The sequence below is a fragment of the Microbacterium istanbulense genome, assembly GCF_037204145.1.
Classification (GTDB): Bacteria; Actinomycetota; Actinomycetes; order Actinomycetales; family Microbacteriaceae; genus Microbacterium; species Microbacterium istanbulense.
Genome location: NZ_JBBDGN010000005.1, coordinates 164,716 through 191,638, shown reverse-complemented (window position 1 = coordinate 191,638; position 26,923 = coordinate 164,716). Strand labels below are relative to the sequence as shown.

The following is a 26,923-nucleotide window of genomic DNA, read 5'->3' as shown; positions in this document are numbered from 1 at the left end:
CCTGGTATGTCACGGCCACGAAGTCGTAGCGAACCACGGGTCCGATGTTCGAAAAGAGGTCGGAGTGCAGGTCCACGCCTGTCACGGGCTGCATGATGTCGGCGACAACGGAAGGGTCCTCGTTGCGGAGCTTCGCAGCAGCGTAGGACTTCCAACTGACCACCCCGATCAGGCTTCGGTCTTGGAGATTGTCGACCACGAGCAACTGTGAGTAGTCGTAGCGAAGCATCATCGTTGTGGCGCCATCAATCGATGTTTGCGGCATGACGACGCCTGGAAGATCGACTGCTTCAGCGTCTGCAAGCGCGAATGCGGCCGCCGGGATGCGCGCCAGCGTCAGCAGGTGGTCAGCTGGATCGGATCTTCCGGGACGCGGGTTTGCTAGGCGAATGCTCACCGGCATATCGAGAGTCCCGACATCGAAAGGAGGATCGACTTCAAGTTTCATACTGGCCAGATCAGCTGAGATGATCCCCACCATGCTCGGCCCCCGCCCGCGGTAGCCCCAGTAGCCGATTAGCTCACGGACTGTTACACGCTGCTTTGTCTTGCGTAGGTGATCAAGATAGGCCTTGGTCTCGTCGAACGATGAGCCAGATTTCGGCACATTCGGTGAGCTGTGCGATGACGCCATCATCCCCCCAGAGATTGCGATGTGCGAACACGATAGCGGGCCACTCAAGTCCCCGCCAGTCACGACCTTCTTCGCCAGAGCTCGGGCCTTGTCCGCAGCCGGCAGCTGCGTGCGTGCGCCACCCGTCGGATCAAACCGTGAGCTTAGATAGATGAAGGTGTGCCGGGGCGCGGCGTGCCCGGAATGAAACGCGAACAGAAGGTACTCAGCTCCGTGAACCACGTCAACTTCATCTGGAACATCGCGGAGTCCTTGCGGGGCCCGTTCAAGCCCGCTGAGTATGGATCGGTCGTCCTCCCCTTCACAGTCTTGCGGCGGCTGGACGCCGTGCTCGCGGAGACGAAGCCGACGGTACTCAACGTTGCGAAGGCAACCGGGTCGATGCCCGACATGCTGCGGCACCTGCGCCTCACCGAAGCATCCGGTCGTGAGTTCTACAACACGAGCCCGTTCGACTTTGCGAAGCTCGTCGCCGACCCGCAGGATCTTCGAGCGAACCTCTCGGCTTACCTTGCTGGGTTCTCAGAGAATGTGCGAGACATCTTCGAGCGCTTCGAGTTCGATAAGACGCTCAACAAGCTGGCCGAGAAGAACAAGCTCTACTCGGTGACGGAGAAGTTCGCGCAGGCCGACTTCCACCCGAATGTCGTGAGCAACATCCAGATGGGACTCATCTTCGAAGAGCTCATCCGGTGGGCAAACGAGCGTTCTAACGAGACCGCGGGCGATCACTACACGCCACGCGAGGTCATCGCGCTCATGGTGCAGCTGATCTTCGCGCTCGACGACGACGCGCTGTCGAAGAAGGGCGTCGTCCGCTCCATCTACGACCCGACTGCCGGCACCGGCGGCATGCTCTCGGTCGCCGATGAGTACCTGCACGCGATGAATCCCGGCATCGAGCTGAGCCTCTATGGCCAGGACTACAACGACTACTCCTACGCGATCTGCAAGGCCGACATGGTCATCAAAGGTCAGGACGTCGACAACATCGCCCTCGGTGACACACTCACGGAAGACGCCTTCGACGACAAGAAGTTCGACTACGCCCTCTCGAACCCACCGTTTGGTGTTGACTGGAAGGACCAGCGCGCCTACGTCGACGAAGAGCACGCGAAACTCGGCTTCAACGGACGTTTCGGCCCCGGCACGCCCGCGGTCAGCGATGGCGCGATGCTGTTTCTGCTGCACCTCGTCTCGAAGATGCGTAAGAAGGAGGACGGCGGATCACGAGTCGCGATCGTCCTGAACGGCTCGCCGCTATTTTCCGGTGGCGCTGGCGGAGGCGAGTCGAACATCCGCAAGTGGTTGCTCGACAACGACCTCGTCGAGGCGATCATCGGTCTCCCGAAGGACATGTTCTACAACACGGGCATCTCCACCTACGTCTGGGTGCTGAGCAACCGCAAGCCCGCGGAACGCAAGGGTCGCGTGCAGTTGATTGACGGTCGGGAAATGTTCACCAAGCTCCGTAAGGGCCTCGGTTCCAAGCGAAACGAACTCTCTGCGAAGGACATCGAGACAATCGTTGGGCTCTATGCCGAATTCGAGGACGGCGAGCACTCGAAGATCTTCCGCAATGAAGACTTCCTCTATCGCACCATCACCGTCGACCGTCCGCTAAAGCGCAACTGGCAGGTGACGCCCGAGCGTATCGACGCGGTGTTCGCCGCGAAGACGGTGCAGAAGCTGAGCGACGCGGATGCTATGGCGCTGCGCCGCGTGCTCGGCCGCCTCGCAACCCCACAGGTCGGTGAGCGAGCACAAGGAGACGAAGCGCCCCCGATGTGGAAGAACCGCGCCGAGTTCCACAAGGCGCTGAAGGATGCCGCGAAGGCCGAAAACCTCACCCTCGCCGCGCCGCTGCTGAAGGCCGTCACCACGGAGCTCGCCGAACAGGACGAGACCGCCGACGTGTGTCTTGACGCGAAGGGGAAGGTCGAGCCGGATGCCTCACTTCGCGATACCGAGAACGTGCCGTGGGACGAAGATGTCGACGACTACGTGCGCCGGGAGGTGCTGCCGTACGCGCCGGATGCCTGGATCGACTCCGCCAAGACCAAGGAGGGCGCTGAGATCCCCTTCACCCGCCACTTCTACCAGTACGTGCCGCCGCGGCCGCTGGAACAGATTGATCGGGACCTCGACGCCGTCATGGGCGAGCTGCGGGCGATGCTTTTCGAGGTCGAGCGGTGAACCGAGAGTTTCGCGACTCAGGCGTGCCCTGGCTCGGATCGCTGCCTGTCGAATGGGAAACTGTGCCGGCCCGAGCGCTGTTTGGGGAGCGAAAGGCGAAGAGCACAGCCGCCGATGTACATCTAACGCCTTCGCAGAGGTACGGTGTGCTTCCCCAAGAGGAGTACATGCAGATCACGGGGAACAAGGTGGTCCTGAACCTCACGGGCGCCGACAACATGAGGCATGTCGAGGCGGGCGACTTCGTGAGCCACCTTCGTAGCTTTCAGGGAGGGCTTGAGTACGCGGGGATCACAGGCAAGGTGAGCGCGGCCTACACGGTACTGCAACCCAAAGCTGCGATCGATTCTCGATTCTTCTGCTATGTGTTCAAGAGCGCCCTCTACGTCCAGGCTCTCCAGACCACGACCGATCAGTTGCGAGACGGCCAGTCGATTAGGTATCCGCAGTTCTCGCAGATTCCGCTACCGCAACCGTCGCTCGACGAGCAGCGGGCGATCGCGGACTATCTGGATCGGGAGACGGCGCAGATCGACGCGTTCATCGCGAAAAACGAGGAACTCATCGCCCTCCTCACCGAGCGTCGCGCTGCCGCTGCGCAGTCAGAGGTTGAGCATCACGTCGGCGGAGGCGCACGCCTTAAGACTCGACTCCGTGAGATCGATGTGCGGGCCGGAAGTAGCTGGGAGAAGCTTCCCTTGCTCTCAGTCTCCATCCACCACGGGGTTGTTCCGCGTGAGGAAGATCATGAGTCCGCGAATGACTCCAGTGATCTGTCGCACTATAAGGTCGCCAAGTTGGGGGACCTCGTTCTCAACAGGATGCGCGCGTTTCAGGGCGGCCTCGGTGTCGCCCCTTGCGAGGGGCTGGTGAGCCCTGACTACGCTGTCCTCCGGCCGGCGGACGGCGTTGACCCCGCCTGGCTTGCGCTAGTCATGCGAACGCCGAGATTTGTCGGCGAGATAGCAATGCGCCTTCGAGGGATCGGAGGAACGGACTCTGGCGCGGTGCGGACGCCCCGAATCAGTGTGGCGGATCTCGGGGCAATCCTTGTAAGCGTTCCGAGCGGCACGCTGCAGTCCGCTGAACTACAGGCGGTAGTAACTTCCACCGAGCGAATTGAGAAGGCGCTCATGGTGGCGCAACGAAGCATCGCGCTTGCTCGCGAGCGCCGCGCCGCCCTCATCTCGGCGGCGGTGACCGGCAAGATCGACGTGGGGGAGGCATCATGACCGGAATCACAGGCGCACACTTGGAATCGGTGCTGGAGAATGAGATCGCGGAGCACCTGGCCGCAAACGGCTGGCTCTACTCGCCGAACGACGCAGGCTACGACCGCGAGCTCGCGCTGTTCCCCGACGACGTGCTCGGCTGGCTCGCCGACACGCAGCCAACTGAGTTCGCAAAGGTCGTGCGCCCCGGCGACACCCCGGCGCAACGCGACGCGGCGGCCCGCAGCATCCTGACCCGCCTGGCGAAGACCCTCGACAACGACCCGCTGAAGAACGGCGGAACCATCCGCATCCTTCATGAGGGCTTCTCGATCGTGCCGCTCCACGGTGGCGCGGTGAAGTTCAAGATGGCACAGTTCCGTCCCGCAACGGCAAATAACCCCGACACGCTCGCTGACTACGCGAAGATGCGGGTCCGAGTGATGCGCCAGGTGCACTACTCGACCAAGAACCCGAACAAGGCGCTCGATCTCGTGCTGTTCGTCAATGGCATCCCAGTCGCCACCGTTGAGCTGAAGACCGACTTCACGCAGCCGATCAGCAACGCCGTGAACCAGTACCGCTTTGACCGCAATCCCGCCGGCGAGCCGTTGTTCGCGTTCGCGAAACGGTCTCTCGTGCATTTTGTCGTTTCGAACTCCGAAGTGCGCATGACGACCAAGCTCGCCGGCGCGGGAACCCGCTTCCTCCCCTTCAACCGCGGCGACGACGAGGGCGCCGGAAACCCGCCCAACCCCGCCGGCTCGGCATCGTCGTACTTCTGGGAAGAGATCCTGCAGCGCGACACGTGGCTGCAGATCTTCGGCTCATTCGTCCACCTGCAGGTCGAGACCGAAATCGATCCGGACACCGGTAGGAAGACCCGCATCGAAAAGGTGCTCTTCCCCCGCTATCACCAGTGGCGTGCGGTGAACCGGCTTGTCGATGCCGCACGCGTCGAGGGCGCCGGCAATCGGTATCTCATCCAGCATTCGGCCGGCTCCGGCAAGACGAACTCGATCGCATGGCTCGCGCATAGGCTCTCTGGGCTGCACGACGCAAACAACGAGAAAGTGTTCGACACGGTCGTCGTCGTCACCGACCGCACGGTGCTCGACAAGCAGCTACAAGACGCCATCGGGCAGTTTGAGAAACACTCCGGGGTCGTGCAGTCCATCACCCGCGAGGGCGGGGAGTCGAAGTCCGCTGAACTCGCGGCCGCCCTCATCGCGGGCAAGCAGATCGTCATCGTGACGATCCAGACCTTCGAGGCGCTGATCACCACCATTCAGTCGAAGCCCGAACTGCAGGGGCGACGGTTCGCCGTCATCGCCGATGAGGCGCACTCCTCGCAGACCGGCTCAACCGCAGGTGCGCTTTCCACGGTGCTGTCACCGCAGGAGCAGGCCGCCGTCGCCGAGGGCGCGCCGATCGGTTCGGAAGCGTACCTGCAGTGGGCGATGGAAGTGACCGCGAACGCGTCGAACATCTCGTACTTCGCGTTTACGGCGACCCCCAAGGCGAAGACGCTGGAGCTGTTTGGTCGTATCCCCGAGGGTGCTGAGACTCCCGAACCTTTCGACCTGTACTCCATGCAGCAGGCGATCGAAGAGGGCTTCATTCTCGACGTGCTGCAGAACTACACGCCATACAAGGTTGCGTGGCAGTTGCAGCATCCTGGCGCCGACTACGACGGCCCGGGCGAGGTAGATGAATCCACCGCGGTGAAAGCGCTGGTGCAGTACGTGCGGCTGCATCCAACCAACATCAGCCAGAAGGCAAAGATCGTCGTCGATCACTTCCGCACCTTCGCGCAGCCATTACTCGGCGGCAAGGCGAAGGCGATGGTGGTCACGGGCTCACGCAAAGAAGCCGTGAGGTGGAAGAAGTACCTCGACGCGTACCTTTCGGATGCGCGGATTTCGGGCGTCAAGGCGCTCGTCGCTTTCTCTGGGACCGTCGAGGACCCTGAGGATGTCGGTGAGGGGCTGACCGAGAAGACCCAGAACCCGGGGCTGTGGACCTCAGATCTGGCGGAGGCGTTCAAGCAGTCGACGTACAACGTGATGATCGTCGCGGAGAAGTTCCAGACCGGTTTCGATCAGCCGCGGCTGGTCGCGATGTACGTCGACCGGAAGCTGGGTGGGGTGCAAGCGGTGCAGACGCTGTCACGCCTCAACCGCACCTACCCGGGCAAGGACAGCACCTTCGTGCTCGATTTCGTGAACGAGCCCCTCGACGTTCTTGACGCGTTCAAGGCCTACTATCGCAAGGCGACGCTGACGGCGACCACGGATCCGAACCTCATCTACGATCTCGTCGCGAAGCTCGACAGTGCAGGCATTTACACGATGGCCGAGGTTGAGCAGGCCTTCGACGCCGCCCTGGCGGGTGGGCTGAATGCGAATAGTGCGGTGAGCGCGGCCACTGCGCCCGCTGTGGATCGGTTCGCGAAGCGATGGTTCAACGCGGTGACCGACGCCGACAAGACCGAGCAGGATGAACTGAAGCTGTTCAAGGCCGATGCCGGACAGTACGTGAAGCTCTACGACTTCCTCTCGCAGATCCGAAACCTCGAAGACACCGACCTGCCTCGCCGCCACTACTTCGTGCGGCGCATCCTGCCCCAGTTGTCGACGGCGACTTACGACGCACCTGTCGACATTTCTCAGGTGCGGCTCGCTGAGTACAGCATCACGCCGGGCGAAGCCGTGAAGCTGAACCTCGAACAGGGGCCAGGACTCTCCCCGATCACCGCTATCGGCTCCGGGGCGATCCACGAGAAGCATCGCAGTGCGCTCGAGGAAATCATCGGCAAACTCAACGAGCGTTTTGGCGACAAGTACGGTGTGGGTGCTGTTGACCTCACCGTCAACCACATCGTCGGGAAACTCGCCGTCGACCATGACCTGGCGCGGCAAGCGGAGGTGAACACTCCTCAGCAGTTCTCGGAATCGCCGGCCCTGCCGAAGGCGTTCGCGAAAGCCGTGATCGAGGTGCGCGAGGAAACGCCGTTGCTCGTCGATGACCTGCTGGGCGACGACGGTCTCTTCGCGGAGTTGAGCCGCGCGCTCCCGGCGATGCTCTATGAGTACCTGAAGGGCGCCAGCGGGAAGGGGAGTGTGAAGCCATGAACATGTGGGGCGTGCACAACGACTCATTGACCACAGAGCTTGTCGACGACGGCTTCATCAGCATCGGATGGGATGAGCTCGGCGATCTTGGTGCCATCTCGGGAGGCCGGGAAGGTATTAAGCACGCGCTTCAGGTGCAAGAACCGGATGCCAAGCCGCGATCGATTGCTGGCCAAGCCGGCGTGCTGGTGCGCTTTCGTGACGAGATGCAGGTGGGTGACGTGGTTGTCGCGCCATTCAAGCCGACGTCGACTATCAACCTGGGGATCATCGCGAGCGAGTACTACTACGACGCGACCGCCGGCACTCATCGCAGCCGCCGACGCGTCGACTGGAAGAAGACAGACCTTCCCCGTACCGTCTTCTCGCAATCCGCGCTCTACGAGATCGGTTCGGTGCTCACCGTGTTCCGGGTTCGCAAGCACGTGAACGAGTTCCTGGCAGCGCTGAACGATGACGCCACGAGCGTCGATGACTTGAGTCGCAAGGTCGACGAGGTTTCGGTGCAGGACGAGGGCGAGGACAGCAGCGTCGACGAGCCACGCGCGTCGCGGATTGTCCGCCAGACTCGCGACTTCGTGCTCGACGCCCTCCACAAGAAGCTCAGCCACCAAGAGTTCGAAGAGTTCACGGCTGAGGTTCTGCGCGTGCTCGGTTACCAAGCGCGGGTGACGCAGTATTCACAGGACGGCGGAGTGGACGTCATCGCCCACCGTGACCCGCTGGGCGTGGAACCGCCTCAGATCAAGGTGCAGTGTAAGCACCACACCGGCACGATCTCGGCTCCAGAGGTGCAGCAGCTGGCGGGTACCCTCGGGCAGAGCGAGCTCGGGCTCTTCGTGACGCTCGGCAGTTACTCGAAGGACGCTCGAATGATCGAGCGCCAGCGCCCCGGACTGCGGTTGCTCTCTGGCGAAGACGTGGTTTCGCTGGTGCTCGATCACTACTCGGAGCTGCCGGAGAGCTTGCGATCGTTGATGCCGCTTACCCGCGTTCTGGTGGTTGCTGATTCGGCCGACTCGTAAGGATGGGGCGTGGCTGCTGAGTCGTTCGACGGCTGGCCATCGTACGCGGCGCGCACTCGTGCCTTGATCTCTTGCGCGTCGGCGTCTGCTTCGCGCATCAGGGCGAGGATGCGCAGGTGATGTTCCCAATGGCGCGCCCACAATTCAGCGCCCGCGGCGTCACCGAAGTCGATTCGTGTCGGCCTGTTCTGACGCTCATACTCCTCAAGCCGTGCAATTCGATCCTCGATGTCCGCAACGCCACGGGTCGCCGGAGACAGGCGAGCGTTGCTGCGCATCCAGGACTTCCAGTGTCGGTTTCCCTTGCTCTGGTTGCACTTTCCACAGGCGGGGACCAGGTTGTGGATCTCGGAGATATAGCCGGTCGGTCGTTGGTTCTCGACTAGTGGCCGCAGGTGATCCCACTCCGTGCTGGGGTCGCCGCAATACGCGCACACAACGTGATCGAGCATCCCGAGAGTCGCCAAGGCCTCGCGTACCTCCTCGGTGGTGGGGTAGACGACGGGAATGATTCCGTTCACGAAGGAGTTCGTGATGCTCGAGCTACGCGCGGTGATGCGAACCGGCTTCGGCATTGCGAATGACCCGACCCGCGACGTCGACTCTTCGGCCATCTCAATTGCCCCCTCGGCCAATTATGGCTGGTGGAGTGCGCCGGATCAGAATGCCCATCAAGTGCAGGTTCTGTGAATCAAATCGCCTCAACCCATCGTTGGCAAACTGCGCGAAATGATCCGCGATTTGCTGGCGCGAGCTGCACAGGCGGATACTCATCCCAGCATGAGCGCACCGTCCGGATCGCCCGAACCTCCCGTTACGACCCTCGCCGTCATCGGCCCCGGTCGTCTCGGCCGCGTGCTTTCCCGCGCCCTCCGCGAAGCCAGCTTCACCGTGCACGGCCCACTCGCCCGTGCTGACGAGATCCCCCACGTCGACATCGCGATCCTCACCGTCCCAGACGCCGCGATCCCGGACGCAGCCAAGCGAGCCCGCCCGCACGCCACGCAGATCGCCCATGTCTCCGGCGCCACCGACCTCGCGAGCGTGGACTTCAGCATCCATCCGCTGCAGACCTTCACCGGCGCCGAGCCGCCCGCAGTCTTCCGCGGCATCGGCGCCGCCATCGACGGACGCACCGACGACGACAAGAACACAGCACGGCACCTTGCCGACGCCCTCGGCATGATCCCGTTCGAGGTCCGTGACCGCGCCACGTACCACGCGGCGGCATCCTTCGCCTCAAATTTCGTGCTCGCCGTCCTCGACACCGCCGAGCAGCTCGCCACCCAGGCCGGCATCAGCAACTCCCGCGATATCCTCGCCCCGCTCGTGCGCCAGAGTGTCGACAACTGGCAGCGGCAGGGCGCGCAGCAGGCCCTCACCGGCCCCATCGCCCGCGGCGACGACGCCACCGTGGCGAAGCAACGAACGGCGACCGAGAACACAGACCTCTTCGACGCCCTCGCCGCGGCGACCCGAGCCCTGAAGGACCGCGCATGAGAATCCTGCGCACCGTCGCCGAGGTCCGCACCGCCATCGCCGTCGCCAAACAAGAGAACAAGACCGTCGGCCTCGTGCCGACCATGGGCGCCTTCCACGAGGGCCACCTCACCCTCATGCGCGCGGCCCGCGCAGACACCGATCTCGTCGTCGTCTCGCTCTTCGTCAACCCCACCCAGTTCGGCGCGAACGAAGACCTCAGCAAGTACCCCCGCGACGGGGCCAGCGACGCCAGCCAGGCAGAACGAGAGGGCGTAGACATCCTCTTCGCCCCCACCCCCGATGAGATCTACCCCGACGGCTTCGCCACCAGCATCCACGTCGCAGGCCTCACCGACGTGCTCGACGGCGCCGCCCGCGGCCCGCACCACTTCGACGGCGTCGCGACCGTCGTCACCAAACTCTTCACCATTGTCACCCCCGACGTCGCCTACTTCGGCGAGAAGGATGCCCAGCAGCTCCTCGTCGTCCGCTGCGTCACCCGCGACCTCAACCTGCCCGTCCGCATCGAGGGCGTGCCCATCGTGCGCGAACCCGACGGGCTCGCCATGAGCTCACGCAACGTCTACCTCGACGCGGATGCCCGCCAGCAGGCGACCGCCCTCAATCGCGCCCTCGACACCGCGCAGGCCCTCCACGACAGCGGTGAGCGCGACGCGACGCGGCTCATCGACGCGGCGGCCACCGTGCTCCGCGAGGCCGGTATCACCCCCGAATACCTCGAGCTCCGGGATGCCGAAACTCTGGCATCCGTCACCGACACCACCCACGACACCCTGCTCGCCGTCGCCGCCCGTGTGGGCGCCGCCCGCCTCATCGACAACCACTTTCTGAAAGGCGACTCCTGATGCGCCGCACCATGCTGAAGTCGAAGATCCACCGCGCCACCATCACCGGTAGCGATCTCAACTACGTCGGGTCGATCACCATCGACCCCGACCTGCTCGACGCCGCCGACATCCTCGAACACGAGCAGGTGCACGTCGTCGACGTGAACAACGGCTCCCGCTTTGAGACATATACCATCGCGGGCATACGCGGATCGGGCACGATCCAGGTCAACGGCGCGGCCGCCCGTCTTGTCCACGCCGGCGATACCGTCATCGTCATCTCCTACGCTGATTACTCCCCGGAAGACCTCGTCACCTACGAGCCGCGCGTCGTGCACACCGACCGCACCAACGTGATCATCCAGGTCGACGCCGCCGTGGCCGAACTGGTGGATGCCCGATGAGCGCGCAGGGCGTGCAGCGACGCCTGAACCTCGGCGACCTCACGACGAAGAAGAACGCCGGTGAGCCGATCGTCATGGTCACCGCCTACGACTATCCGAGCGCGCAGATCGTAGAAGCTGCGGGCGTCGACATCGTGCTCGTCGGCGACTCTGCCGCCATGACGGTGCTCGGGTACGACAGCACCGTCCCCGTCACCGTCGACGAGATGCTCACGCTCACCAAGGCCGTGCGCCGCGGACTCGGTCGCCCCTTGCTCGTCGGCGACCTCCCGTTCGGCTCGTACGAGATCTCCGACGAGCAGGCCGTGATCACCGCGCAGCGGTTCGTGAAAGAGGCCGGCTGCGACCTCGTCAAGATCGAACGCGGCGGGACGTCGGTCGACCGTGCGCGGGCGCTCGTCGCAGCCGGCATCCCCGTCGTCGGGCACGTCGGCCTCACCCCGCAGACCGCGGTCGCGCTCGGTGGATACCGCGCACAGGGGCGTACCGTCGAGACCGCGCTTGCCCTGCGCGATGATGCGCTCGCGCTGCAGGATGCCGGATGCGCGATGCTCGTCATCGAGGCCGTGCCGCGCGAGGTCACCGAGCTGATCATGCCGCTCATGCGCATCCCCGTCATCGGCATCGGCGCGGGGCCGGCCACCGATGGCCAGGTGCTTGTCTTCCACGACCTGCTCGGCATCTACGACGGCCCCGCCGCTCGCTTCGTCAAGCGGTACGCCAACGTGCGCGAGGCTTCGGTCGCCGGCGTCGCCGAATACGCCCGCGAGGTACGCGAACGCGAGTACCCGGCCCCCGAGCACGAGTACGCGATGCCGGATGCCGAGGCGCAGCGCCTCTCCCAGATCAACCCGGGTTGATTTCTTCCCCTGGCCGGGTTTCGGGCCGTCCGGCCGGGTCGGCCGGGTCGGCCGGGTTTGCCGGGTTTGGGGCGCATCCGTGCGTTTGGGGCGGCTCACCCGCGCCCCAAACGCAGGAACGCGCCCCAAACGCGGCGCATAAGGGGGGAGTGCGGGGGTGCGGTCCTCCTTGTACAGTTAGTTGTACAAGGAGGTGTCATGGATGTCATCCCCGTAGCAGAAGCGCGAGCAGGGCTCTCTCGGTTGCTCGCCGACTTTCGCGTGAATGACGACCTGACGGTCGTGATCGGCGCGCACCGCAGGCCCGAAGCGGCCATGCTCTCGTTCGACCGCTACCAGCAGCTCCTTTCGGCGGGAGCCCAGCCGGGTGTGACTCTGTCGCGGCTGCGCGAACTGGGGCCGGTCATTGAGCGTCTGGCCGCGGCGTCGCACCTCTCCAATGTGCACGTCTACGGATCCGTCGCTCGGGGGGAATCGAACGCGACGAGCGACGTCGACTTGCTCGTCACCCCGGATGCGGATGCCTCACTGTTCGATCTTGCTCAGCTGGAGCTGGATCTCGAGCTGATTCTCGGCGTGCCCGTATCGGTCGCGTCACGTCGAGCGCTTCGCGAGGGGGAGGACGACAGCATCCTGGCCGAAGCGATACCGCTGTGAAGGACGACGCGCGCATTGCGCGCTGGCTCCATGAGCTCGACGCGTCGCTCGAGCAGGCGTCGGTGCTCGCCGCCCGCGGGCGCCATGCCTACGACACCGATCCGGCGCTGCCCCTGGCTTTCGAGGCGCTGATCAACCGGATCGGCGACCTTGCGAAGCGGCTCACCACTGTCGACACCCAGCGCTTCGGGCATCCGGCGTGGCGGGCGGCAGCCCGAACCCGAGACTTCGTCGTGCACCACTACGACCGCATCGACTCGGATCTGTTGTGGCAGACGGTCACCGTCAGCCTCCCCGAACTCCACGCGCTTCTGGCCGAGGCGCGGCGTCCGTCCCCCTGACTCCTCGGTTTGGGGCGCATCCGTGCGTTTGGGGCGGCTCTCCCGCGCCCCAAATGCAGGAACGCGCCCCAAACGGGTGGCGGTGTGTGGCGGGCGCACTCCTGACAACTCGCTCCGAACGTGCGCTCCCCCTTTCGCATCCGCAGTTAACGACATATCGTTAACTATCGTTCACGCATCAGTGACCAGGGAGGCCATCATGAACGGATCGTTCCCCACCGGCGGATTCGGCAACGCTTTCGGCGGCTCAGGCAACCCGGGCGGCGCCATCTGGGACGCCCTCGACCAGCTGCGCCAGAGCTTCGAACAGCGCACCGGCGGCCCCACTCGCATGGCCCGCGGCGACGTGCGCGCGGCCGTCCTCGCCCTCCTCGCCGAAGAGCCCATGCACGGCTACCAGATCATGCACGCCATCGCAGAGAGGTCGGGCGGCGCCTGGAAGCCCAGCGCCGGTTCGGTCTACCCCACCCTGCAGCTGCTCGCCGATGAAGGCCTGATCAGCGCCGAAGAGCAGAACGGTCGCAAGACCTACTCGCTCACCGCGGCCGGCGAGGATGCCATCTCCGAGGCCGGCGAGACCCCCGCACCCTGGGAGGCTTTCGCCTCGCGCAGCGCCTCGCCGCTCACCGCCCTGCCGAAGGCCGGCGCCGAACTGGCATCCGTCGTCGCCCAGGTCGCACGCACCGGAACCACCGAACAGGTGCAGTCCGCCGTCACCGTTCTCGAAGAGGCCCGCCGTAAGCTCTACTCCATCCTCGCCGAGAGCTGATGCCGACGCAGCGCCGGGCGCGGCGCACGAAGGGAGCAGCATGAGCACTCCCGACAGCCCGCGCCCCGACGGCATCCATCGCGCCCGCTACCGCCGCATCCTCGCCTTCGCCGCCCGCGCGCTCATCCAGGCCTGGTGGTTCGAACTGGTGCTGCCCCGCGTGGGGCTCACAAACGTCACCGAACGCACCCGCGACCGACGGATGCTGCGCCTCGCGCGCCGCTTTCGCGATCTGGCCGTCGACCTCGGCGGCCTCATGATCAAGGTCGGGCAGTTCCTCTCATCGCGCCTCGACGTGCTGCCGCCCGAAGTCACCGCCGAGCTCGCCGACCTGCAAGACGAAGTGCCCGCCGTGCCGTTCGATGAGATTCGCGTCGTCGCCGAGGCCGAGCTCGGTGCGAGCCTGGATGCCGTCTACACCTCGTTCGACCCGGTGCCCGTCGCCGCGGCATCCCTCGGCCAGGCCCACCGCGCCACCCTCGCGCCGCGCGACGCCGCCGATACCGGACTCGACCGTGTCGTCGTCAAGGTGCAGCGCCCCGGTATCGATCAGATCGTCGACATCGACCTCGCCGCCCTGCGTCGCATCGGAGGCTGGCTGAGCCGCATCCGCCTCGTCTCTTCGCGCGTCGACGCCCCTGCGCTCGTCGAAGAGTTCGCCGCCACCTGCCGCGAAGAGATCGACTACCTGCACGAGGCCGCCAACGCCGAGCGTTTCGCGACGTCGTTCGCCGACGACCCGCGGGTGAGCGCCCCCGCCATCGTCTGGGAGCGCACCACCCGCCGCGTGCTCACCCTCGAAGACGTCACCGCGATCAAGATCAACGACACCGCCGCGTTGCGGGATGCCGGCATCGACCCCGCCCAAGTGGCGCAGGTGTTCGCTGAAGTCATGCTCGACCAGGTGTTCACGCACTCGTTCGTGCACGCCGACCCGCATCCGGGCAACATCTTCGTCACGCCCGGCGCCGGTCCCGATGACTGGCGGCTGACCTTCATCGACTTCGGCATGATGGCCGAGGTGCCCGCCAGCATCCGCTCGGGCCTGCGCACCCTCGTCATCGCCGTCGCCGGGCGCGACAGCCGCGGACTCGTCCGCGCCGCACAGCAGATCGGCGTGCTGCTGCCGTCCGCCGACACCCGCGATCTCGAACGCGCCCTCACCGCCCTGTTCGCTCGGTTCGGCGGCATGGGCTTCAACGAACTCCGCGACGTCGACCCCCGCGAGCTGCGCGATTTCGGCATGGAGTTCGGCGACACCGTGCGCGGGCTGCCCGTGCAGTTCCCCGAGAACATGCTGCTGCTCATGCGCGCCGTCTCGCTCACCTCCGGCCTGTGCAGTGCCCTCGACCCGACGTTCAACATTTGGGAACCTGTCGAGCCGTACGCCAACCGGATGCTGCGCGAGCAGAGCGGCAACCTCGTGCAGGACCTCGGCGCGCAGGCCCTCTCCAGCGCCGGCATCATCTGGGGTCTGCCGCAACGTGTCGACGCGCTGCTGACCGGCATCGACGAGGGCACCGTCTCGATCGACACCTCTCGCCTCGAGAAACGTCTCGACACCCTGGTCGGTATCGGCCGCCGCGCCGTGTCGGCCCTGCTGTTCGCTGGCCTTCTCGTGGGCGGCGTGCTGTTGCTCCCGCTCGCCGCTCCGCTCGGCATCGTGCTCATGTGCGTGTCGGCGCTGCCGCTTTTGCACGCCGTGTTTGGTGGGATAGGGCGGCGGGGTTAGCTGCGCGGCCGGATGCTGGTAGGCGGGCCGCGCGCTTGCCCGCGGAGAAGTGCGCTTCGCGCGGAGTGATTCGGCAGATGCCTCCGCGCGAAGTGCACAATCCCGCGCGGGAGTCGGAAGGGCGGATGCTGGCATCCTCGGAGCCTGAGTGCGTGCGGCTCCCGCTGAGGTGGGCGCCTGCCGCGGAGATGTGCGCTTCGCGCGGAGCGATTCGGCGGATGCCTCCGCGTGAAGCGCACAATCGCGCGCGGGGTGCGCGGGGTGCGCGGGATGCGCGGGGTGCGTGGGATGCGTGGGGTGCGGGGGTGCGCGTGGTACGCGGGGCGCGGGGTACGGCCCCGGCTTAGCCCAGAACTTCCGACTCCTCCGACGCGGCGATCGCGGCCTCGGTGATCCGCGCGGCCATGCCGGCGAAGATGAACCCGTGGAACGGCAGCACGGCCAGCCAGTACAGCCGGCCGGCGAGCCCGCGGGGGAAGAACACGGCCCGCTGTCCGTAGCGCGAGCCGGTGGCATCCGGCTCGGCGCGCAACTCCAGCCAGGCAGCGCCGGGCACCTTCATCTCGGCGCGCAGCCGCAGCACGCCGCCGTGCTCCGCCGACGGCGCCACCACCTCTTCCACGCGCCAGAAGTCGATCGCATCGCCCACACGCGCGCCGCTCTTGCTCCGCCGTCCCCGGCGGAGGCCCACGCCACCCATGAGCCGGTCCATCCACCCGCGCACCGCCCACAGGAACGGCGACGAGTACCACCCGTTCGCCCCGCCGATGCCAGTGATCACCCGCCAGAGCTCGTCGACGGATGCCACCGTCACCACCTCCCGCTCGTCGGTGAACACCGTGCGGCCCGCCCAGTCGGGGTCGCTGGGGAGGGGATCGCTGGGGGCGCCGAAGACGTCGGCATCCTGCCAGCTGGTCTCCACGGCATCCGTGTTCACCTTTCCCAGCGCGAGCGCGACCGCCCGCCGGTACGGGGTGAGTCCGCCCTCGGGCGGCGGAATGATCGCGTCGACCGCGTGATTCTTCATCACGCACTCGTTCTGCAGCGACGCGACCAGCGGCCGCGCGATCGAGCGCGGCACGGGCGTGACGAGGTTCACCCAGTGCGAGGCGAGGCCCGGCGTCAGCACCGGCAGCGCGGCGATGGCCCGCTGCGGCAGCCCCGCCTCGAGGGCGTAGCCGTTCATCATCTGTCCGTAGCGGAGCACATCGGGGCCTCCGATGTCGACCGCCTGATTGACCTCCGGATCCACGCGGGCGGCGCCCAGCAGGTACCAGAGCACGTCACGCACAGCGATCGGCTGAATGTGATTGCGCACCCACTTCGGCGCCGGCATGTACGGCAGCACCTCTGTGAGGTGCCGGATCATCTCGAACGACGCCGACCCGGAGCCGATCACGACACCCGCCTGCAGCACCAGCGTGGGCACACCGGATGCCAGCAGGATCTCGCCTACCTGCACCCGCGACCGCAGGTGCGGAGACAGCTTCACGCCCTCGGGATGCAGACCGCCGAGATACACGATGCGGTGCACTCCGGCATCCGCCGCCGCCCGCGCGACGGTTTCGGCGGCGCGCTCATCGGCATCCTCGAACCCGCGCCCCGCGCCCATCGAATGGATGAGGTAATAGACGACGTCGACGTCGCGCATGGCGGTCGCGACGGCCTCGGCATCGTCGGCGGAGCCCTCGACGATCTCGATCTGCGCACCCCAGGGGAAGGATGCCGCGCGCGCCGCATCCCGCGCGAGAACCCGCACCCGGTACCCGGCATTCAGCAGCCTCGGGGTGAGGCGGCCGCCGATGTATCCGGTGGCGCCGAGCACGAGCACGCGCGGCGCCTCGCCATCCGGCAGGGGCACCGCGCGCAGCGCCTGCTCGCGGCCGGTCGGTTCGCTGAGTTCACCCATCCTTCGAGGGTAAGGATGCGGGGGAGATGGGGAAAGAGCCGAGATGTGGATGCCGGCCCTGCGTCACCCGAGTTTCGCGATCGCCTGCTGCGATAGTGTCCTTCAGGGCGTCCGGCCGCAGCCTCGACCGTGGCCGCGGCTTTGGCTTCGTCGTTCCAGACGCGGCAAATGTACGGCCGGCCTCTATGATCATCGCGAGCACCGAGAGGCGGTCGTCTGCGGCGGCATGGAGAGCCGGGGCGTTTCTTGTGAGCGTGCCGGGGATGCGTTCACTTAGCGGCAGATTTCGGTCGATAATCGCTACCCACCGACGCCAGAGCGCCTTGCCTTCCTCGGTCCTGATATCTACCCTCCGAAGCTCGACCAGATCGCACCGCATCGTGACCTGAAGGCCTTCGCCCGAACCAAAGGCCGTGCCGCTGGCGAGGTTGATCCCAACTAGGACGTGTCTCCCAAGGGCGGCGAAGGCTTGTGCTGATGAGAGAATCGATGCTGTGCGACACGTGTTGACTGCTGATCACGAAATCCCAGACCGCCCACCGTTGGCGATCAGGCCAGGGGACGTCGTTCAGGTTGGAGATTGGGACACGGAGTGGCCCGCTTTCATCTTCGTGACAGCATCACAGGGAACGGGATGGGTGCCTGGGCGTCACCTCGATATCGATGGCCCCGTCGGGATCGTTCGCGTCGCATACGACACGACCGAGCTACCAGCTGTCACGGGGGAGAGCGTCGATGTCATTGAGAACGATGCCGAGAGCGGCTGGTCCTGGTGTCGGAACTCTGATGGCCGTGAGGGATGGATCCCGCACCGCGTCCTTACTGCTGCGTGACCGATCGTCATAGGCGTAGCCAGGTGAGGATGGCGCAGAGGGTGATGCCGGCGCGGTATGTGATCGCGAGCTTGTCGTAGCGGGTGGCGATGCCGCGCCATTGCTTGGCGAGGGCGAAGAACCGTTCAACGACGTTCCTTCCCTTGTATGCCTCGGCATCGCGCGCAGGCGGGCGGCCTCCTCGGCTGCCGAGACACTTGCGGGCGGCGGCCTGGTTACGCTTGTCGGGGATCAGCACCTAGGTGAATCAGCGTGGATCGCCCAGGCCAGCGGAACCCTGCTACCCACGCAGAAGAGCGCCGTCGCCGTAGGGCGGAAGATGTTGCCTTTCTCATCCCACACCTGCACGTTCACCCAAAGGCCGGTTGTGTCACCGCAACGCGATCCCGACACAAGTCGCTCTTGACGTGGCATCCATCGCGTCGTAATGTACAACCAAATGGTTGCACAACGAGAACTGACCGAAGTGGAGATCGACCGTGTCTTCCACGCACTCGCGGCGTCGACCCGGCGTGACATCGTCCGGCGGACGATCGAGCGCGAGCAGTCGGTCTCGACCCTCGCCCGCGACTACGACATGTCGTTCGCCGCGGTGCAGAAGCACGTCGCCGTGCTCGAAGAGGCTCAGCTCATCATCAAGCGCGCCGAGGGACGCGAGCGGCTCGTCCGCGCCAACCCCGACATGATCGCCCGCGCCAAGGCACTGCTCGCCCAGTACGAAGAGATGTGGCGGGCACGGATCTCGCGACTTGACGACCTGCTTGCCGAAGGTGACGGGCGCCCTTCGTCTCGTCGCTTCGCTCCTCGCTCAGGGACCGAAGGGGACGACCCTTCGTCTCGTCGCTTCGCTCCTCGCTCAGGGACCGAAGAGCAAAACGTACCGACCGATCAAGGAGACTGACATGCCTGTCACCGACATCATCACCGACCCCGAGAAGCTGACGATGACCGTCATCGCCGACTTCGCGGCCCCGGTCGAGCGCCTGTGGGGCGCCTTCACCGAACCGCGCCAGCTCGAGCGCTTCTGGGGTCCTCCCGGGTGGCCGGCCACCTTCACCGCATTCGACTTCGAACCCGGCGGCAAGGCCGAGTACGCCATGCGCGGCCCGCGGGGCGAAAAGTCGGCCGGCGCCTGGGAGTTCCTCAGCATCGATGCCCCGCGCGCCTTCGAGGTGCTCGACGCCTTCGTCGACGACGACGGAAAGCCGCTCGACGGGTTCCCCGCTATGCGCATGACCTTCACCTTCGAGCCCACGACCGAGGGTTCCCGCATGGTCAACACCAGCTACTTCGACTCGGCCGAGGCGCTTGAGCAGATCGTCGCCATGGGCGCCGTCGAGGGCACGCGGATGGCGATGGCGCAGCTGGATGCTGTGCTGCAAGATCTGCGCGACTACGCCCAGGGCAAGGGCACCCGCGTCGAACTGCTCGACGACACCCACGTGCGCATCACCCGCCTCGTCGAAGGCCCGCGCGAGCTCGTCTGGCGTGCCCACATGGAACCCGACCTCATCCGGCTGTGGATGCTCGGCCCGGACGGGTGGGAGATGACCGAGTGCGTCGTCGGCACCGCACCCGGCGACACGTACCGTAACTCGTGGGCGCCCGTCGGCGACACCGAGGGCGAGCCATTCGGCTTCGAAGGCGAAGTGCTGCTCGTCGACGCCCCGCGCCGCGCGGTCACCACCGAGCGGATGCAGGGGATGCCCGTCGAGACGCTCAACGACCTCAACCTCTACGAAGAAGACGGCGCGACCCTCGTCACCGTGCTCATCGAGTACCCCGACAAGGAGACCCGCGACATGATCCTCGCCACCGGCATGGCCGACGGCATGGAAGCATCCTTCGCCCGCCTGGAGGCGCAGGTGCTCACCGTCTGAGCGCCCGCGTCACCAACACGACGCCCGCGTCACCAGACCAGTTTGATCTGCGCCGCGTAGGCCGAGTATCCGCTCGCGTTCGGGTGGAACCCGGCCGAGGTGTTCAGCCAGCTCCAGTCGTTGATCCACGGGGTCGCACTGCCGATCCCGTGGTCAGCGAAGGCCGCCTCCACGTCGACGAACACGCCGCCCGAACTCTGCGCTCCCGAGCGGATCGCAGCATTCAGCGCCGTCGTGCTCGCGTTCACCTGCTGGGCATAGGCGCGTGTCGCGGTCGGAGCGAACAGTCGCGGGTATCCGGTGACGATCACCTTCGCACCCGGAGCCCTCGCCTGGATGGCATCCACCGTCGCCGCGACCCGGGCGGCGACCGTGCCGTTGGCGACCATCGCATCGCCATTCGCGATCGCCGTGGTGCAGGCGCTGTTGTTCACGAGCACGAAGCAGTTCTGCACGACCGTGCCGAAGCCCACGTCGTTGCCCGAGACGGTCAGCGTGACCCGCGCGGTGTCGACGGGCACCTGCGGCACCTGCTGGCCGATCACCTCGGTGGTCGAGCTGCCCGAGCATGCGGGGCGCGCGACGAGCGTGATCTTGCGGTCGGCGTCGATCAGCGCGGGGTAGCCCTTCGAGCTGACGTAGCAGCTCGTGTTCAGATAGCTGCCGGCGCCTTGGCCGGCCGCGAAGGAGTCGCCGAGAGCGGCGTAGGTCACCGAGGTCGTCGGCTTGCCGCCGCCACCACCGGGACCCTTCTCGTTGCCCGCCGAAGCGGGAGCCGCGGTACCGACGGCGAGCCCGGCGGCGAGAAGCAGAGAAGTGAAGATCGCGAGCGCCCGACGGGCGGGCGAGGGTGCGGCAGATGCCGTGGCGGCCAGGACGGAGGCCGTGCGAAGAACAGGGTCAGTCGCGTAGTGGAGGGCGCGGCCGAATCGGGAAGATCTGGCGCTCATGCGCACACAGTAGACCCGCAGGTGGGGGCCGACAAGAGGCGACTCCTGCGCGCACCCGGCGGGCGCACATTCGACGCCGTTTAGGGTGGATCGATGCCTTTCGAATGGGACTCCTGGATCGGAACCGTCGCCGCCATCGCGCTCGCCGTGGCCATCGCCGCCATTGCCGTCATCGCGATCCGCGTGCTGATCAGCGTCATCGGCCGCAAGATCGCCTGGGTGGGCAACCTCGGCAGACGCGTGCAGAACGCGCTGTCGTTCACCGCGCTCGTCGTGGCGCTCTGGATCGGCAGCTCCGTGTCGTGGCCGGGCGACGAGCCGTGGTGGCCCGCCGTGTCGCGCGTGTTCCTCATCGCCACCATCGCCGCAGGCGCCTGGCTGCTCTCGGCAGCCGTCTCGCTCGGCTTCGAGTGGATGATCGCCCGTGAAGAGGGCAGCCTCGGCGGTGCGGAGGGACGCCGCCGCACGACCCAGCTACTGGTCATCCACCGCCTGATCCTCGTCGTGATCGGCATCGTCGCCGTCGGCGTGACCCTCTTCAGCTTCCCCGAGATGCGCGCGGTCGGCACCAGCCTGCTGGCATCCGCCGGTATCGCATCGATCATCGCCGGCCTCGCCGCTCAGTCGATCCTCGGCAACGTCATCGCCGGCATCCAAGTCGCCTTCAGCGACGCGATCCGCGTCGGCGACGTCGTCGTGATCGAGGGCGAATGGGGCCGCATCGGCGAGATCAACCTCTCGTACGTCGTCGTCTACATCTGGGACGAACGGCGCCTCGTGCTGCCCTGCAGCTACTTCACCACCAAGCCCATCGAGACATGGACGCGACGATCGGATGCCATCCTCGGCACCGTCTACATGGATCTCGACTGGCGGGTGCCCATGGAGGCTCTGCGTGAGAAGTTCGATGAGATCCTCGACGCCTCGCCGGCGTGGGACCGCCGCAGCAAGAGCGTGTACGTCACCGGTTCGGAGGGCGGTTACGTCACCGTGCGTCTGGTGATGTCGTCGAAGGACTCCGACGACCAGTGGGCGCTGCGCTGCGAGGTGCGCGAGAAGCTGATGACCTGGCTGCAGCAGGAGCACCCCGAGGCACTGCCGCGCACCCGGGTGGCGCTGGAGGGCTGACTCAGATCAGCCGGCGCAGCGCCTCTTCGAGCGAGACGCCCTGCGCATCGGCGAGATCGCGCAGGCGCGCGTGCTCGTCGCCCGTGAGCGAGATGCGCAGGTCGAGGGGTTCGGATGCCGCGGGGGCGGTGTCATCGAGGCCGTCGAGCAGTGAGGATGCCTCGGCCCAGAGGGCCGCGGCGCTGGGGCCCTTCGACGGGCTCAGGGACCCAGCATTTTGAGGGTCGCTGGGGCCCTTCGACGGGCTCAGGGACCCAGCATTTTGAGGGTCGCTGGGGCCCTTCGACGGGCTCAGGGACCCAGCATTTTGGGTGGCGCTGGGGCCCTTCGACGGGCTCAGGGACCCAGCCTTCTGAGGGGCCGAACGGAAGCCGGGGCCGCGGGCGGGCTCGGCCTTCTGCTGGTAGGCCTTCGCGGCCGCATTCGCTCGCTCGTCGGCAGCCTCGTTGAGCGGATGCCCGGCGTGACCCTTCACCCACTCGAAGCGCACCTCGCGCCCGCGCAGCGCCTCATCTATGCCTTCGAGCAGCTCGCGGTTGAGCACCGGGGCGCCGTCGGCCTTGCGCCACCCGCGGCGCTTCCACCCCGGCATCCACTTGGTCACCGAATCGATCACATACCGGCTGTCGCACTCGATCACGAGGTTGTCGTCGGTCGCCGCGGTCGCGCGCAGCAACTCGAGCACGGCCTGCAGCTCGCCCTGATTGTTCGTGCCGTGCGGTGAACCGCCGGCCGCCCAGTTCGCGTCGTCGATGTACCAGGCCCAGCCGTTCGGGCCGGGATTGCCCAGAGCGGAGCCGTCTGCGGCGGCGGTGATCGTCATCCCTCCACCGTACGGTGCCGCGCAGGTTGGTACCGTCGAGGGGTGTCCGGTTTCGTGATCAAGTTCGGTCTGGTGCTGCTCGTCGCCGTCATCGTCGGCGGCATGGTGTGGCGCACCGTCGGGCGCGGCAAGCCGAACACCGTGCGCGGATACCCAGGCCGGCAGCGGATGCCACGCACGGTCGCGATCGTCGGAGCCGTGTTCGTCGTGATCGGCTCGATGATGGTGCTCGCGTCCTTCACCACCGGTGGCCCCGAGCTCATCCCGCTGCGGATCGCCTCGGTGGTCGTGCTGGCAACCGGCATCCTCTTCCTCATCGCGTACCGCAACCGGTATATCGCTCCGGGTCGTGACGCCGTGCAGTTCCGCACCCTGTGGGGGCGCGAGAAAAGCATCCGCTACGACGACATCACCTCGTATCAGGGCACGGTCGGCGGGGCCCGACCACACCTGACGGTGCGCGCCGGCCGCGAGCGGCTGCGCGTGAACCCCAGCTTCTACGACCTGTCGGTGCTCTACGCCGCGATCGAAGAACGCGAACGCGCCGGGCGCTGACCGGGGCGGATGCCGTCACACGGCGCGGAACGTGAAGTACCCGTCCACGCCGCCGTGCATGACCTGGCCCTCGCCGGTGCCGAAGATGCGCGCCGAGGTCGTCGCGCCGCTCTGCACGAAGGCATAACCGGTGTGCTCGAGGCGCCAGCCGATCTTCTCCACCTCGCTGAGGAAGTAGCCCACGTGATCGTCGCGCATCATGCGATTGTCGGCCGAACCCCACGTCGAGGTCTGCCCGGTGAGCTGGGCGATGTCGAGCTGCAGATGCAGCAGGGCGTCACCCCGGGCATGGGCCTCGTGGGCCAGCTGAAGCAGTCGTGAGGCGTCGTCGGGATGCGGCATGCGGCCAGTGTAGAACCCGCCCGCGCCGAGGCCCCGGCAGGCGCGTCTGACAGGATGGTTTGTCATGGGAACTCCGGACGACCACAAGACGACCCGTTCCGACCACCACCAGACGCAACCGATCCGCGCCGGCGAAACCGCCCGCCGGATCGTCCGTGACATCTCCACGGTGCCCCCGCGCAGCGTCCACCCGGCCCTCGTGCCCGGTGTCGCGGTGGAGGACACGGGCCGCACCTACCGCACTGACCCGCTTGTCTTCGGCATCGCCGCGGCCTTCGCGCTGGGCTTCATCGCCTGGGGCATCCTCGCCGGCGACAACCTGGCCGGCACCACGCAGACCGTGCTCGACTGGGTGCTCGAGTACTTCGGCGTCTTCTTCACCACGATCGCCACGGTCGTGCTCGTGTTCATGCTCTTCGTCGGCTACAGCCGCTACGGGCGCATCCCACTGGGGCGTGATGACGAAGAGCCCGAGTTCTCGATGTTCTCGTGGATCTCGATGCTGTTCGCCGCCGGCATGGGCATCGGCCTCGTGTTCTGGGGTGCTGCCGAGCCGCTGACATTCTTCGAGACCCCGCCACCCGGCACGGTCGAGGCGAACACGCTCGAGGCCATGCACACCGCGCAGACCCAGGTGCTCTACCACTGGGGTCCGCAGGCCTGGGCGTTCTACGCCCTCGTCGGCGGTGCGATCGCCTACGGCGCATACCGCCGCGGGCGCACCCCGCTCATCTCGTCGATCTTCGCCCCGCTACTCGGTGAGGGCCGCACCACAGGGCCGCTGGGCCGCACGATCGACATCTTCTCGATCATCGTCACGCTCTTCGGCACCGCCGCATCGCTGGGCCTCGGCGCCCTGCAGATCGGCCACGGCATCGAGATCATCGCCGGCATCGGGCCGGTCGGCAACGACATCCTCATCCTCGTGATCGCCGTGCTCACCGCCTGCTTCATCGCCTCGGCGGTCTCGGGCGTCTCGAAGGGCATCCGGGCGCTGTCGAACATCAACGCCGTGGCGGCGCTCGCGCTGGCGCTGTTCGTGTTCTTCGTCGGCCCGTCCATGCTCATTCTCAACGTCATCCCGTCGGTGGCCGTGCAGTTCATCGGCGACCTGCCCGAGCTCGTGGCGCGCTCGGCGTCGCAGGGTGAGGCGGCCGAGACGTTCCTGTCGGGCTGGACGATCTTCTACTGGGCGTGGTGGATCTCGTGGTCGCCCTTCGTGGGCATGTTCATCGCCAAGATCTCGCGCGGACGCACCCTGCGCCAGTTCGTGACCGTCGTCATGCTCGTGCCCGCGGTGATCTCGCTGATCTGGTTCGCGATCTTCGGCACGACGGCCATCCAGCAGCAGATGGACGGCGCCGGGCTGCAGACCTCACCGCCCGAAGAGGTGCTGTTCGGCGTGCTCGGAAACCTGCCAGGCACCCTCATCACGAGCGTCGGCCTCATCCTGCTCATCGCGATCTTCTTCATCACCGGCGCCGACTCGTCGTCGCTGGTCATGGGCACGCTCTCGCAGCAGGGTCGCCCCGACCCGTCGCGCTGGGTCGCGGCGACATGGGGAACCCTCGTCGGCGTCATTGCCGCCGTCGTGCTCGTCTCGGGTGAGGAGGGCAGCGGTCTGCAGTCGCTGCAGAACGTGACGATCGTCGCGGCCTTGCCGTTCGCGGTGATCATGGCGCTGATGATGGTCGCGTTCATGAAGGATCTGCGCAGCGATCCGCTCATCCTCCGCGACAAGTACGCCGTGCAGGCCGTGCGGCACAGTGTGCGTGCGGGTCTGGAGGAGTACGGCGACGACTTCGCGCTCGTCCCGGTCGAGTACGACCACTCGTCCGACGACCTCGCCTGGGTCGACGAGGCCGAGGTCGATGGCACCCTCGCCGAGGTCTACGAAGCGGCGACCGAGGCGATCGACATCATCCCCTCAGCGAACCCGGATGCACCCGAGCTCGAGTCGGGCGTCGTGGACGCCCCCGCGCTGGAGAGGGCGGAGACGGATGCCGACCCCGAGGCATCCGCGGCCGACCCCGACCCGGTGCGCTGAGCCGCCTCAGTCGTCGTCCCCGGGGCCCGCATTCGTCGCGTCTGCGGCGTCGGGCGCCGGGGCGGCGACGGGGAACGCGACGGTCGAGTACTGGGCGCCGAGCCCGACGCTGAACGGGTCGACGGCCGGTGCGGCATCCAGCACGTCGGCGGCATCGGGGTCACGCGGCTCGGCGGGCAGGCCCGCCCACTCGTTGAGCTCTTCTTCCGGTCGCTGTGAGAACACGCCCATGCGGAGGTCCTTTCGGGCTCAGAAGTCGGCGATGACGATCTTCTTCATCGCCATCATCTTCGGGTAGGCGTCGGGGCGGGCCATCAGTTCGCCCATGTTCTCGGGGATGATCTGCCAGCTCACGCCATAGCGGTCGGCCAGCCAGCCGCACTGCTCGGCCTCGGGCACAGCCGACAGGGCGTCCCAGAAGTGGTCGATCTCGGCCTGATCGCGGCAGCTGATCTCGAGCGAGACGCCGCAGGTGAACGCGAACTCGTGCGGGTAAGACGAGTCCATCATCGAGAACCACTGGTCGCCGATGCGGAACTCGCCGAACATCACGGTGCCGGCGTCGTCGCCCTGGGGGTACTCGACGACCGTGCCGAGGGCGGCGTCGTCGAACAGTGACGTGTACAGCTCTGCGGCCTCGCGGGCCTTGCCGGCCACCGCGCCGGTGAACAGCAGCTGGGGGATGACGAACGGCCGCGGGTCACCGGTCGGATCGGTGAGCATGAGCTGCCAGTTCACGCCGTAGCGGTCCTGCACCCACCCGTAGCGGGCGCTGTAGGGGTATTCGCCGAGCTCCATGCGCACCTCTCCGCCGTCGGAGAGGGCCGCCCACGTGGCATCCAGCGCCTGGCGCGCGGCATCCGCGTCGCCGTCCCAGAAGAGCGGGTCGAAGTTCAGCATGAGCGAGATCGACGGGTTGGGGCGGAACTCCGGCCCCGCGTTGATGAGGGTCAGCCGGAACCCCCGAACGATGACGTCGACGACGAGCGCCTGTCCCGCGAACGAGGCCTGCCAGTCGGGCACCTCATCGGGGTACCGGGCGGTGACCTTGGCGGTCGTGTGCGGCAGCGTGGCGGCATAGAACGCCCCGGCTTCTTCGGCGTTGTGGTCGAACCAGAGGTTGGGAATGATCTTCTGCGGCATGGTGGGCCTTTCGTCGTCGT

General features: G+C 66.5%; 27 protein-coding genes and 1 pseudogene. 19 read left to right on the top strand and 9 right to left on the bottom strand.

All coding sequences use genetic code 11. The features are described from left to right. The coding region (locus tag WDU93_RS07440; RefSeq protein WP_337319136.1) for a hypothetical protein at positions 1–637 on the bottom strand (637 nt) is incomplete at its 3' end. 180 nt (positions 638–817) lie between these two features. On the opposite strand from WDU93_RS07440, the gene WDU93_RS07435 reads away from it, so the two are divergent. The 4 genes from WDU93_RS07435 (at position 818) to WDU93_RS07420 (ending at position 8,200) form a co-directional block, all read left to right on the top strand. Further along, on the top strand, positions 818–2,830 hold the full coding sequence (locus WDU93_RS07435) for a type I restriction-modification system subunit M (RefSeq protein WP_337319134.1): 2,013 nt from the start codon (positions 818–820) through the stop codon (positions 2,828–2,830). Between the two features lie 167 nt (positions 2,831–2,997). Continuing rightward, positions 2,998–4,062 carry a restriction endonuclease subunit S gene (locus tag WDU93_RS07430; RefSeq protein WP_337319132.1) on the top strand — a complete coding sequence of 355 codons (1,065 nt, stop codon included), beginning with the start codon at positions 2,998–3,000 and terminating at the stop codon, positions 4,060–4,062. Next, positions 4,059–7,175, top strand: coding sequence for a type I restriction endonuclease subunit R (locus tag WDU93_RS07425; RefSeq protein ID WP_337319130.1), 3,117 nt, complete (start codon positions 4,059–4,061; stop codon positions 7,173–7,175). Before WDU93_RS07430 ends, WDU93_RS07425 begins: the two co-directional genes overlap by 4 nt. Continuing rightward, complete coding sequence (locus WDU93_RS07420) at positions 7,172–8,200, top strand: restriction endonuclease (protein ID WP_337319129.1); 1,029 nt, start codon at positions 7,172–7,174, stop codon at positions 8,198–8,200. The genes WDU93_RS07425 and WDU93_RS07420 overlap by 4 nt, the downstream gene beginning before the upstream one ends. Here WDU93_RS07420 and WDU93_RS07415 read toward each other — a convergent pair. Next, the gene (locus WDU93_RS07415; RefSeq protein WP_337319127.1) at positions 8,119–8,721 is read right to left on the bottom strand and encodes an HNH endonuclease signature motif containing protein; all 603 of its coding nucleotides are present in this window, start codon (positions 8,719–8,721) and stop codon (positions 8,119–8,121) included. The two genes, WDU93_RS07420 and WDU93_RS07415, sit on opposite strands and share 82 nt — an antisense overlap. Here WDU93_RS07415 and WDU93_RS07410 point away from each other — a divergent pair. The 9 genes from WDU93_RS07410 to WDU93_RS07370 all read left to right on the top strand — a co-directional run bounded on the left by WDU93_RS07410 (position 8,708) and on the right by WDU93_RS07370 (position 15,293). Then, on the top strand, positions 8,708–8,890 hold the full coding sequence (locus WDU93_RS07410; RefSeq protein ID WP_337319124.1) for a hypothetical protein: 183 nt from the start codon (positions 8,708–8,710) through the stop codon (positions 8,888–8,890). The two genes, WDU93_RS07415 and WDU93_RS07410, sit on opposite strands and share 14 nt — an antisense overlap. Before the next feature lie 90 nt (positions 8,891–8,980). Further along, positions 8,981–9,700 (top strand): DUF2520 domain-containing protein, encoded by a 720-nt coding sequence (locus WDU93_RS07405; protein ID WP_337319120.1) that lies wholly within the window; start codon positions 8,981–8,983, stop codon positions 9,698–9,700. Continuing rightward, positions 9,697–10,548, top strand: coding sequence for a pantoate--beta-alanine ligase (gene panC / locus WDU93_RS07400; RefSeq protein ID WP_337319118.1), 852 nt, complete (start codon positions 9,697–9,699; stop codon positions 10,546–10,548). Before WDU93_RS07405 ends, panC begins: the two co-directional genes overlap by 4 nt. Then, positions 10,548–10,934, top strand: coding sequence for an aspartate 1-decarboxylase (gene panD, locus WDU93_RS07395; protein ID WP_337319116.1), 387 nt, complete (start codon positions 10,548–10,550; stop codon positions 10,932–10,934). Before panC ends, panD begins: the two co-directional genes overlap by 1 nt. After that, on the top strand, positions 10,931–11,794 hold the full coding sequence (gene panB / locus WDU93_RS07390; protein WP_337319114.1) for a 3-methyl-2-oxobutanoate hydroxymethyltransferase: 864 nt from the start codon (positions 10,931–10,933) through the stop codon (positions 11,792–11,794). Before panD ends, panB begins: the two co-directional genes overlap by 4 nt. A 198-nt stretch (positions 11,795–11,992) precedes the next feature. Next, complete coding sequence (locus WDU93_RS07385) at positions 11,993–12,451, top strand: nucleotidyltransferase domain-containing protein (protein ID WP_337319112.1); 459 nt, start codon at positions 11,993–11,995, stop codon at positions 12,449–12,451. Beyond that, the gene (locus WDU93_RS07380) at positions 12,448–12,792 is read left to right on the top strand and encodes a HepT-like ribonuclease domain-containing protein (RefSeq protein ID WP_337319110.1); all 345 of its coding nucleotides are present in this window, start codon (positions 12,448–12,450) and stop codon (positions 12,790–12,792) included. The genes WDU93_RS07385 and WDU93_RS07380 overlap by 4 nt, the downstream gene beginning before the upstream one ends. Positions 12,793–12,991: 199 nt before the next feature. Next, positions 12,992–13,561 carry a PadR family transcriptional regulator gene (locus WDU93_RS07375; RefSeq protein WP_337319108.1) on the top strand — a complete coding sequence of 190 codons (570 nt, stop codon included), beginning with the start codon at positions 12,992–12,994 and terminating at the stop codon, positions 13,559–13,561. Positions 13,562–13,601: 40 nt separating this feature from the next. Beyond that, complete coding sequence (locus tag WDU93_RS07370) at positions 13,602–15,293, top strand: ABC1 kinase family protein (protein ID WP_337319106.1); 1,692 nt, start codon at positions 13,602–13,604, stop codon at positions 15,291–15,293. A 343-nt stretch (positions 15,294–15,636) separates the two neighbouring features. Here the strand turns inward: WDU93_RS07370 and WDU93_RS07365 are convergent, their stop codons facing one another. Continuing rightward, positions 15,637–17,202 (bottom strand): SDR family oxidoreductase, encoded by a 1,566-nt coding sequence (locus tag WDU93_RS07365; protein ID WP_337319104.1) that lies wholly within the window; start codon positions 17,200–17,202, stop codon positions 15,637–15,639. A gap of 413 nt (positions 17,203–17,615) precedes the next feature. On the opposite strand from WDU93_RS07365, the gene WDU93_RS07360 reads away from it, so the two are divergent. Continuing rightward, a complete protein-coding gene (locus WDU93_RS07360) occupies positions 17,616–18,035 on the top strand; it encodes an SH3 domain-containing protein (protein WP_337319103.1) in 420 nt (139 codons plus the stop codon). A gap of 7 nt (positions 18,036–18,042) precedes the next feature. Here WDU93_RS07360 and WDU93_RS07355 read toward each other — a convergent pair. Then, positions 18,043–18,270: pseudogene (locus tag WDU93_RS07355) on the bottom strand (transposase); the annotation flags it as partial. A gap of 204 nt (positions 18,271–18,474) precedes the next feature. On the opposite strand from WDU93_RS07355, the gene WDU93_RS07350 reads away from it, so the two are divergent. Together WDU93_RS07350 and WDU93_RS07345 are read left to right on the top strand one after the other, a co-directional pair. Next, positions 18,475–18,936, top strand: coding sequence for an ArsR/SmtB family transcription factor (locus tag WDU93_RS07350; RefSeq protein ID WP_337319101.1), 462 nt, complete (start codon positions 18,475–18,477; stop codon positions 18,934–18,936). A 1-nt stretch (position 18,937) separates the two neighbouring features. Then, on the top strand, positions 18,938–19,915 hold the full coding sequence (locus tag WDU93_RS07345; RefSeq protein WP_337319100.1) for an SRPBCC family protein: 978 nt from the start codon (positions 18,938–18,940) through the stop codon (positions 19,913–19,915). A 29-nt stretch (positions 19,916–19,944) separates the two neighbouring features. Here the strand turns inward: WDU93_RS07345 and WDU93_RS07340 are convergent, their stop codons facing one another. Continuing rightward, a complete protein-coding gene (locus WDU93_RS07340; RefSeq protein ID WP_337319099.1) occupies positions 19,945–20,865 on the bottom strand; it encodes an SGNH/GDSL hydrolase family protein in 921 nt (306 codons plus the stop codon). 93 nt (positions 20,866–20,958) lie between these two features. On the opposite strand from WDU93_RS07340, the gene WDU93_RS07335 reads away from it, so the two are divergent. Further along, positions 20,959–21,993 carry a mechanosensitive ion channel family protein gene (locus tag WDU93_RS07335; RefSeq protein ID WP_337319097.1) on the top strand — a complete coding sequence of 345 codons (1,035 nt, stop codon included), beginning with the start codon at positions 20,959–20,961 and terminating at the stop codon, positions 21,991–21,993. A gap of 1 nt (position 21,994) precedes the next feature. Here WDU93_RS07335 and WDU93_RS07330 read toward each other — a convergent pair whose 3' ends face one another. Then, the gene (locus WDU93_RS07330) at positions 21,995–22,816 is read right to left on the bottom strand and encodes a ribonuclease H family protein (protein WP_337319095.1); all 822 of its coding nucleotides are present in this window, start codon (positions 22,814–22,816) and stop codon (positions 21,995–21,997) included. Between the two features lie 42 nt (positions 22,817–22,858). Here WDU93_RS07330 and WDU93_RS07325 point away from each other — a divergent pair, with 42 nt between their 5' ends. Continuing rightward, entirely contained in the window at positions 22,859–23,371 is a 513-nt protein-coding gene (locus WDU93_RS07325; protein ID WP_337319094.1) for a hypothetical protein, read from the top strand. Between the two features lie 15 nt (positions 23,372–23,386). Here the strand turns inward: WDU93_RS07325 and WDU93_RS07320 are convergent, their stop codons facing one another. Further along, positions 23,387–23,713, bottom strand: coding sequence for a hypothetical protein (locus tag WDU93_RS07320; RefSeq protein ID WP_337319092.1), 327 nt, complete (start codon positions 23,711–23,713; stop codon positions 23,387–23,389). 64 nt (positions 23,714–23,777) lie between these two features. Here WDU93_RS07320 and WDU93_RS07315 point away from each other — a divergent pair, with 64 nt between their 5' ends. Next, positions 23,778–25,760, top strand: coding sequence for a BCCT family transporter (locus WDU93_RS07315; protein ID WP_337319089.1), 1,983 nt, complete (start codon positions 23,778–23,780; stop codon positions 25,758–25,760). 6 nt (positions 25,761–25,766) lie between these two features. Here the strand turns inward: WDU93_RS07315 and WDU93_RS07310 are convergent, their stop codons facing one another. Both WDU93_RS07310 and WDU93_RS07305 read right to left on the bottom strand, forming a co-directional pair. Then, positions 25,767–25,991, bottom strand: a complete 225-nt coding sequence (locus WDU93_RS07310; protein ID WP_337319087.1) for a hypothetical protein — start codon at positions 25,989–25,991, stop codon at positions 25,767–25,769. A gap of 18 nt (positions 25,992–26,009) precedes the next feature. Next, positions 26,010–26,903: a VOC family protein gene (locus WDU93_RS07305; protein WP_337319086.1), complete on the bottom strand. Its 894-nt coding sequence runs from the start codon at positions 26,901–26,903 to the stop codon at positions 26,010–26,012. Positions 26,904–26,923 lie beyond the last annotated feature (20 nt).